This is a genomic window from Neisseria sp. HMSC70E02 (assembly GCF_001838645.1).
Classification (GTDB): domain Bacteria; phylum Pseudomonadota; class Gammaproteobacteria; order Burkholderiales; family Neisseriaceae; genus Neisseria; species Neisseria macacae.
The window spans coordinates 97,508-105,498 of sequence record NZ_KV838125.1 but is presented as its reverse complement, the minus strand read 5'-3'; the positions used below and the strand labels follow the sequence as shown (position 1 = coordinate 105,498).

The window sequence follows — 7,991 nt, the reverse complement described above, 5'->3', positions numbered from 1 at the left end:
TCTCTTTAGGCGCGTGTATCAGTCAGCCAAATTCGGCATCTACCGGTTCCCAATCTCCTGAGCCCATCAATCCTCTCGTCAAAGACTATATCTATTACTTCGAGCATCTTAACGAAGCCAAAACTAAAAACGAACAATGTTTGAAAGACGACGTGTTTAAAAAAGCGGGCGTTAATATGGAAAGTGTCGGTGATCGACAAATGATAGCTGAGTTTCCCGACGATATTATGATGCTGAATCCTGAAAACGCCGAATTATTACCCTGTTTCGCCGCATGGACGGCAAATAATGCTGTAGAGCCAATGAGTAGATGGAGAGAGGAAAATACGGAAAAAGAAGCGCTGAAACAAAAATTTGAAAAGCAGGTCATCCGGTTCAAGGCAGAGTGGGAAAAGAAATACGCCAATGAAGATTGGAATACATTCTACCCCGAGGCTTTGCGTCAAGAATCCGTTGACTCACAGAATAGACAAAACCGATTGGAAGAGCTTGCCAAAAGAGAAGCCATAGACCGTATCTTTTTTGATAAGGCAAAGCCGTTTTTGAATGAACTGAAAACAAAAAACATCGAAACACTGACCCAAGAAATCCCGCAAAGCTGTCGAGAGGGAGCTTGGAACCTTATCCCTTCATGCAAAGCCTATTACCATGCTTTAAAAGAGAAACTTTCGGAAAAAACAGTATCTGAATTGTCAGACATGGAAAAACAATATAATGACGACGGGCATTTATCTGCTTCCATTTTGTCAATGGCCTACCGTTCTGCATTGGAGGTTAGTTCGGAAAAAATGTCTGCGGTTTTAATGTCGGATTACCGTAAGCTCGATGCCGAATACACGCAATGTGTTAAAAAAATCAGGGATAAAATTAAGACAATACAGATTACTTACTATAGAGGAGACACTCCATCCGAGTATTTTGAATCTTATCCCGAATGCGTCATTACGAATCAAGTCATGGAACAGTTGAATCTGCCTGCCGATTTAAGTGAGGCTGTTAACAGAGAAGTTTGGATGAAGCAATTCAAACAACGCTGGAAAGAGGGGGAAGACAGCCAAAAAGAACAGGAGCAGTTGGAAAAATCGCCCGAATTTGCACAAACCAAAACAATTTGGGCACAGAAATACGCCCAAACACCTTGGCAAAATTTCAGAAGTGCCGTAGAAAAAGACTATCCGAGTATGGTAAACATTTTCTCGGGAACGGAAGAGGAGCAGAAGCAGAAAAAGATAATGTCTATGGTGTTGGAACAGATGTTTACTGACAAAATCCAGCCTCTCGTGGATGAATTGGCGAAAAAGAGCATCGATAAACTGATTGCCGAAATGCCCGCCAGCTGTCGCGGCGAAGAAGCAATAGATTGGCGAGAAGATGTTCGGTGTGACGTACCTTTCCATGCCCTTTCAAAAAAATTTCAGAATCAGACTTTGGAAGAACTTTTTACTTTAAAAGATAAATATGAAGGAGGGCATTCATTGGCTCAGACAGCCTACTATTTGGTATTGAATGAAAAACAGACAAAACAATACTTTGAGCTGAACAAAGATGATGCCGAGCGAGAAGTGGCATATAGGGAATGTCTCAAAAAGATCAGTGGAGTCATCGAGAAATCAAATGTTTCAGAAATGGATGATGGATCTTTGTATGTGAGACAGGTGCCCGGATGCCTGGCGTTTAGCTCTGATGTCTCGGTTGAATCATTACGTTTCAGAGACTTAATCGACACCTTGCTTTATAAAAAACGTTTCCAACAAGCATCCGCAGTCAAACAAAATTGATAGAAACATTTCATCAAAAGGTCGTCTGAAACCGTTTCTAGGTTTTCAGACGACCCCATTTTTAAATTTTAAAAATATCCTGACTAAGGAACTAACAATGCGCTTACGCACTTCCGCCATCCTCGCTTTATCTGCCCTCTCTTTAGGCGCGTGTATCAGTCAGCCAAATTCAGCACCCATCACGTCGCCCGTCAAAGACCGCGTGTATTATTTCCAGCATCTCGACGAAGCCAAAACTAAAAAAGAACAATGTTTGAAAGACGATGTGTTCAAGAAGGCGGGTGTTGATATGGAAAACGTCGATGGACGACAAATGATTGCGGCGTATCCCGACGATCTTTTGATGTTGAACCCTGACAACACCGAATTATTACCCTGTTTCGCCGCATGGACGGCTGTTGACTCCGCCGAACCGTTCCATGAATGGCAGAAAGAAAATGCGGAAAAAGAAGCGCTTAATCAGAAAATTGAAAAGCAAGCCATGCAATTCAAAACCGAATGGGAAAAGAAATATGCCGATGAAGATTGGAAAACATTCTATTCAACGGCTTTACATCAAGAATCCGTTCACTCCATAAATGCCGACAGTTCGCTGGAAGAACAGGCTAAAAGAGAAGCCATAGACCGCATCTTTGCAGATAAGGCGGAGCCGTTTTTGAATGAATTGAAAACAAAAAATATCGAAACACTGACTAAAGAAATCCCGCAAAGCTGTCAGAAGGAGGCTTGGGATCATATTCCTTTGTGTAAAGCTTATTATCATGTTTTAAAGGAGAAATTCTCAGAAAAAACATTATCTGAACTCGTTCAGACAGAATCAGGATATAGCGATGGCAAGCACATTCCCACGCCCATCTTGACAGCCGCCTACCGTGCCGCCACAGAGGCAGATTGGAAGAACATTGAGAAGACATTAATGTCGGACCACAGCAAACTTGAGGCTGAATACAGAAGATGCTTTAAACAACTTAAGGATAAAGTGGCAGTAACCCAAGTTGACGAATCCGAATACGAATACGAAGACTCTTCCTACTATTATAGGTTTTATCCAGAATGCGCCATTACGAATCAAGTCATGGAGCAGTTGGAGCTGCCTATAAATTTAAGCAAGGCTGTTGACAGAGAAATTCTGATAAAACGGATCAAACAAAATTTGAAAAAGAAAGAGGGGGAACGGCCAGAATGGGAGCGGCTGGAAAAATCACCTGAAGTTGCAAAAATCAAAGAAATTTTGGCGCAGAAATATGCCCAAATACCTTGGCAAGACTTCGAAAGTATCATGGAAGAAGACCATTCGCGCATGGTAACTGATGCATTGGGTACGGAAGAGAGGGAGCCGGTATTAATTGACATCGCATTGGGACAGGTACTTGCTGACAAAACCAAGTCTCTAGAGGATGAGTTGCAGAAAAAAAGTATCGATGAATTGATTGCGGAAGAAGCAGAGCATTGTAGTAATGGTAAGGCATCAATAAACTGGGTAAAAGGCGTATCGTGCCAGATACATATCCGTGTGCTCTTTAAAAAATTTCAGGATCAGACTGTAGAAGAGCTCTCGATTTCAAAAGCCAAATATGAAGAAGAGTTTCCAAGAATTGGGATACTTTACAGGTTAGTATTGCAGGAGAAAGAGGAAAAACAGTACAGCGAGTGGATGAAAGACGATGCCAAACGAGAAGCGGTATATAGACAATGTCTCAAAAATATCAGTGGCATCATTCAAGAATCAGACGTTTCAGAAGAGGATAATGGATTTTCGTATGTTTCACGGGATCCGGTATGTAAAAACATCCGAGGGGCTGTATTTTTTGATGGGAAACGAATTGATTTTTTCATTGATACCCTGCTTAATAAAAAACGTTTCCAACAAGCATCTTCAGTCAAACAAAATTGATGGAAACATTTCATCAAAAGGTCGTCTGAAACCGTCTTGATGTTTCAGATGACCTGTCAGAACCCTAAACCGACATTCAACCCCATGCCGACACGCCGTCAATTTCTCAGTTACACCGCCGCGCTTGCCGCCACTTCCTCTTTCTCTTGGCTGACTTACCAACGCCTCAACCGCAAACCGCCGGTTTCCGTCAACCGCGTCGGGCTGCCGTTGGGGCATTTGTTGCGCGACGGGAAATTGCTCAGCCCGCCGAGCCGCCGTTACGAATGCAATACGCTGATACTCGGCGGCGGCGCGGCGGGGTTGGGGGCGTTGTGGTATTTGGCGAAACACGGTCATCGCGATGTATTGTTGGCGGAAGGGTTCGAGCGCAATGGCAACAATGCCGCCTACGCCGCTTCAGACGGCCTGCAAGCGCCGAGCGGCGCGCATTATCTTGCGTTGCCGTCGAAAGAGAGCGCGTATGTGCGCGAGATGCTGGCGGATTTTGGTATCTTGCAATCGGACGGCAGCTTCAGGGAAACCGATTTGGTTTACGCGCCCGAGTCGCGCCTTTTGTATCAGGATAAATGGCAGGAACACTTGTTGCCGAAAGAAGATACGGATTCCAAACGTTTTTTTGATTTAATCGGTCGTCTGAAACAGGCGTACGGCAGCGACGGCAAAAAGATTTTTGCTATTCCGATAGCCCTGTCATCGGCAGACGAAACGTGGCGCAAACTCGATAGCCTGACGTTTAAACAATGGCTTACGCAAGAAGGCTACACCTCGCCCGAACTCTTGTGGTATCTCGATTACTGCTGCCGCGACGATTACGGACAGGGCATGGCGCAAGTATCCGCCTTTGCCGGACTGCATTACTTCGCCGCCCGCAACAGCACGGAAACCGTCCTCACTTGGCCCGAAGGTTTGGCGCACCTTTCCGAAAGCCTGCGCCGCCATGCCAGTTTGCAGGAAGGTTGGCAATGGTCGTCTGAAAACCGCATCCGCCTAGACAAACCCGCTTCCGCCAACGCATCCGCCGTCAAAATCAAACCGCTTTCAGACGACCGTATCGAAGTTTGGCTGCGCGACAATTCAAGCGGCGAAACCGTCGCCCTGACCGCGCAACACGTTATTTCCGCCATGCCGCTGATGGTCGCCGCCCGCATCATCGAAAATCCCGCGCAATACGGTTTGAACATCCCCGAATACGCCCCGTGGTTGGTCGCCAATTTCGAGCTGCACAGCTTCCCGAAAGAAAAAAACAACAGCGAAACGGCGTGGGATAACGTCATCTACGGCAGCCAGGGGCTCGGCTACGTCGTCGCCACCAACCAGCTCATCCGCGTCGCACGCCCTGAGCGCACCATCTTCACCGCTTACGCCGCGCTCAACCACGACACTCCGCAAGCCGTCCGCCGCCAACTGCTCGAAGCCTCCGACGAAGAACTGCGCGACTTGGCCGCCAAAGACTTGATCGCCGCCTACGGAGAAGGCTTCTGGCAACACGTTTCACACGTCGATGTTACAGTGCGCGGACACGGCATGAGCGTACCGAAAGCCGGTTATCTGAACGACGAATCTTTGTTAAAAATCAGAAACCGAGCGTCAGGATTGCTGTTTGCCCACAGCGATTTGAGCGGCTATTCGGTATTCGAAGAAGCCTTGTATTGGGGCGTAGAGGCGGCGAGGAAGGTGTTGGAACGGAGGGATGGTTGAGTTTTATGTTAGTTGGATTATTTTTCGTCTCGCCTAGCACGGATGCCAAATAATCGGTGCTATAATCCCGCTTCGTTTGAATATTTAAATCTCAAAGGAAACCGTATGAAATCTCTGAGTTTTTTCCTAATGCTTGCTTTGGGTTTGGGCAGCACCGCCTTTGCTTATGCGGAAAAAAATTTGCCCTTGAATGAAACGGGCTGCATCGACCAACCTATGAAGGTCAAACGCGGCGAGGTGTACAGCTTTAAAGTGATGGAAGACAATGGCTTAATACTTTCATTCGCGCCCGTCAGCCCTAATGTGGTCGTGAAAGACCCGAAAGGCAAACGCGTTGCTTTGGAAGTGGGCGCGGACGGCGATACGCCTGAAGACCGCTTCAGCTTTGCCGAAATCAACCAAAAAGGACGCTACACCATCCGCTTCCCACGCGCGGGCAAGATTGATTCTTTGTGCGTCAACGCAGCCAATTAGGATAAACGTCAAGCCGAACCATGCTTGAGCGGTTTTGGCCGCAGTAAGGGAAAGGTCGTCTGAAAACAGTTACCCAAAACTGTTTTCAGACGACCTTTTTATAGTGGATTAACTTTAAACCAGTACGGCGTTACCTCGCCTTAGCTCAAAGAAAACGATTCTCTAAGGTGCTGAAGCACCAAGTGAATCGGTGCCGTACTATCTGTACTGTCTGCGGTTTCGTCGCCTTGTCCTGATTTAGTTAATCCACTATATCGTTGAGGCAAAGCCGGAAGCGGTTTATTCGGCTGATTCTCCGATAATCAATACCGCGTTGCTGCCGCCGAAGGCGAAAGACGAGCTGGTGGCGATGCGTTTTTCAGACGGCCATACACTGTTGCCGTCGGTCAGGGCGATGGTGGGCAGTTCGGGGTCGGGGATGCTGTCCCACTGTTGCGGCGGCAGTTTGCCCTGCGGGTTGCAGCCGCGGTCGGCGATGCCCCAGGCGAATGCGGCTTCTATGGCGCCGGCGGCGCCGAGTGTGTGTCCGGTTTGCGGCTTGGTCGAAGTACAGAAGGTTTGGCTGCCGAATACGTCGGCGACGGCGCGGCTTTCCATGCTGTCGTTGTGTTTCGTGCCGGTACCGTGCAGATTAATCCAGCCGATGTCCTGCGGCTGCAACCCGGCATTGTTCAGCGCCGCCTGAAAAGACTGCGCCGCACCCAAACCGTCGGGGCGGGGCGAGGACATATGATAAGCGTCGCTGCTCGCGCCGTAGCCCAACAATTGCATCGTGCCACCGAAATCGGCATCGCGGGTCATGACGAATGCGGCGGCGGCTTCGCCAATATTGATACCGTTGCGGTTGGCGGAAAACGGGTTGGCGAGGTCGTCTGAAAGCACTTCCAGCGAAGCGAAACCGTTGATGGTCAATGGCGACAGGGTATCGACGCCGCCGCAAATAACCGCGTCGCACAAACCCGCACGCAACAGCCGCGCCGCGCTGATTAAGGCGCGCGCGCCCGATGTGCAGGCGGTGGAAACGGCGTAGCACAGGCCGTGAATGCCGTAAACGTGTGCAACAAATTCCGAAGGCGATGCCATTTCGTGTTGAAGCTGGTTGAACGGTTTGTCCGTCCAGCTGCCGCCGTCGGCAACGTGTTGGAACAAGGGCATATTTTCATCTGCGCCGCTGGTGGACGTACCCATGATGACGGCGGTCCGCGCCGCGCCGTAACGGCGGACGGCGGCATGGATGTCGTTTTCAATCTGCCCCAGCGCGTGCCACAGCAGTTGGTTGTTGCGGCTGCGGTATGCGGCGGGCAGGTTGTCGGGCAGCGGTCGCAGCGTTTCGCTTACCGCGCCGAATGCGAAGTTTTTGCCTTTGACCCATTGGTCGGAAAACGTCAGAGGCGAAGTTTCAGACGGCGCCAGCAGCGCGTCGATATGGGTTTGCAGGCCACTGCCGAGCGCGCTGGTTACGGCGGGGCGGCTGAGATAAACAGGGGATTTCATTATTCTTCTTCTTTGATCGGGCTGACGGTCCAACGGGTTTTGTCGGGGAAGGCAATCACGAAACGTCCGTTATCTTGCGCGACGCACCATAAATCTTGTTCTTTATAACGGAATACCGCGCCGTTGCCGTCAGGGCAGAATGTGTTGTGTTCGGATGTTTTTTGCTCCACTTCGGGATAAAGCTCGGCGGCGCGGTCGGCGGCAAGCAGCGGCAGCAGCGCGGCAAACAGGCGGCGCGAAGCGGAATTGGGCATGATGAAGCCGTCGTTTTTCCAGCCTTTCGTGCTGACAAACTGGCGCGATACGGGCGCACCCAGCGCGTCGGTCTGCACGAAGCGGATGCCCTCCGGCAACTGCTCGACCGCCAGCAGGCTGGTTTGGGTGGCATTGCCCGAAGCGTCGGTCTGCTCAAGCTTGAACCACAAACCTGATTGCTCAAGCGTGGGCAGGGTTTGCGGATGGGGCAGCGAGGGGGAAAGGGCGCAGGCACTGAGGGTCAGCGCGGCAAGGGCTAGGCTTGGAAATCGCATGGGGTTCCTTTGTCGGTGCGGGGGGAAGGAAGTATTGTAACCGATGTCGGACAGTATTTCAGACGACCTTTTCAGGGGTCGTCTGAAAATGTATAGTGGATTAACTTTAAACCAGTACGG

At 49.6% G+C, this 7,991-nt stretch carries 6 protein-coding genes; 4 read left to right on the top strand and 2 right to left on the bottom strand.

Annotation, left to right across the window (positions count from 1 at the left end; translation table 11 throughout):
• From HMPREF3277_RS11875 to HMPREF3277_RS11860, 4 genes are all read left to right on the top strand, one after another.
• Positions 1-1,778, top strand: a 1,778-nt coding sequence (locus tag HMPREF3277_RS11875; protein ID WP_070871235.1) for a hypothetical protein, incomplete at its 5' end; no start/stop codon positions are given.
• A 97-nt stretch (positions 1,779-1,875) separates the two neighbouring features.
• Positions 1,876-3,672 (top strand): hypothetical protein, encoded by a 1,797-nt coding sequence (locus tag HMPREF3277_RS11870; protein ID WP_070871234.1) that lies wholly within the window; start codon positions 1,876-1,878, stop codon positions 3,670-3,672.
• An 84-nt stretch (positions 3,673-3,756) separates the two neighbouring features.
• Complete coding sequence (locus HMPREF3277_RS11865; RefSeq protein ID WP_070871233.1) at positions 3,757-5,373, top strand: NAD(P)-binding protein; 1,617 nt, start codon at positions 3,757-3,759, stop codon at positions 5,371-5,373.
• A gap of 105 nt (positions 5,374-5,478) precedes the next feature.
• Entirely contained in the window at positions 5,479-5,847 is a 369-nt protein-coding gene (locus tag HMPREF3277_RS11860; protein WP_070871232.1) for a hypothetical protein, read from the top strand.
• Between the two features lie 279 nt (positions 5,848-6,126).
• Here the strand turns inward: HMPREF3277_RS11860 and HMPREF3277_RS11855 are convergent, their stop codons facing one another.
• Together HMPREF3277_RS11855 and HMPREF3277_RS11850 are read right to left on the bottom strand one after the other, a co-directional pair.
• A complete protein-coding gene (locus tag HMPREF3277_RS11855; protein WP_070871231.1) occupies positions 6,127-7,341 on the bottom strand; it encodes a beta-ketoacyl-ACP synthase in 1,215 nt (404 codons plus the stop codon).
• Complete coding sequence (locus HMPREF3277_RS11850) at positions 7,341-7,871, bottom strand: hypothetical protein (RefSeq protein WP_070871230.1); 531 nt, start codon at positions 7,869-7,871, stop codon at positions 7,341-7,343. The genes HMPREF3277_RS11855 and HMPREF3277_RS11850 overlap by 1 nt, the downstream gene beginning before the upstream one ends.
• Positions 7,872-7,991 lie beyond the last annotated feature (120 nt).

What these genes read in the sequence shown, in the direction of transcription:
- HMPREF3277_RS11870 (WP_070871234.1), top strand. Translation starts at nt 1,876, where the DNA reads ATGCGCTTACGCACTTCCGCCATCCTCGCTTTATCTGCCCTCTCTTTA.
- HMPREF3277_RS11865 (WP_070871233.1), top strand. Translation starts at nt 3,757, where the DNA reads ATGCCGACACGCCGTCAATTTCTCAGTTACACCGCCGCGCTTGCCGCC.
- HMPREF3277_RS11860 (WP_070871232.1), top strand. Translation starts at nt 5,479, where the DNA reads ATGAAATCTCTGAGTTTTTTCCTAATGCTTGCTTTGGGTTTGGGCAGC.
- HMPREF3277_RS11855 (WP_070871231.1), bottom strand. Translation starts at nt 7,341, where the DNA reads ATGAAATCCCCTGTTTATCTCAGCCGCCCCGCCGTAACCAGCGCGCTC.
- HMPREF3277_RS11850 (WP_070871230.1), bottom strand. Translation starts at nt 7,871, where the DNA reads ATGCGATTTCCAAGCCTAGCCCTTGCCGCGCTGACCCTCAGTGCCTGC.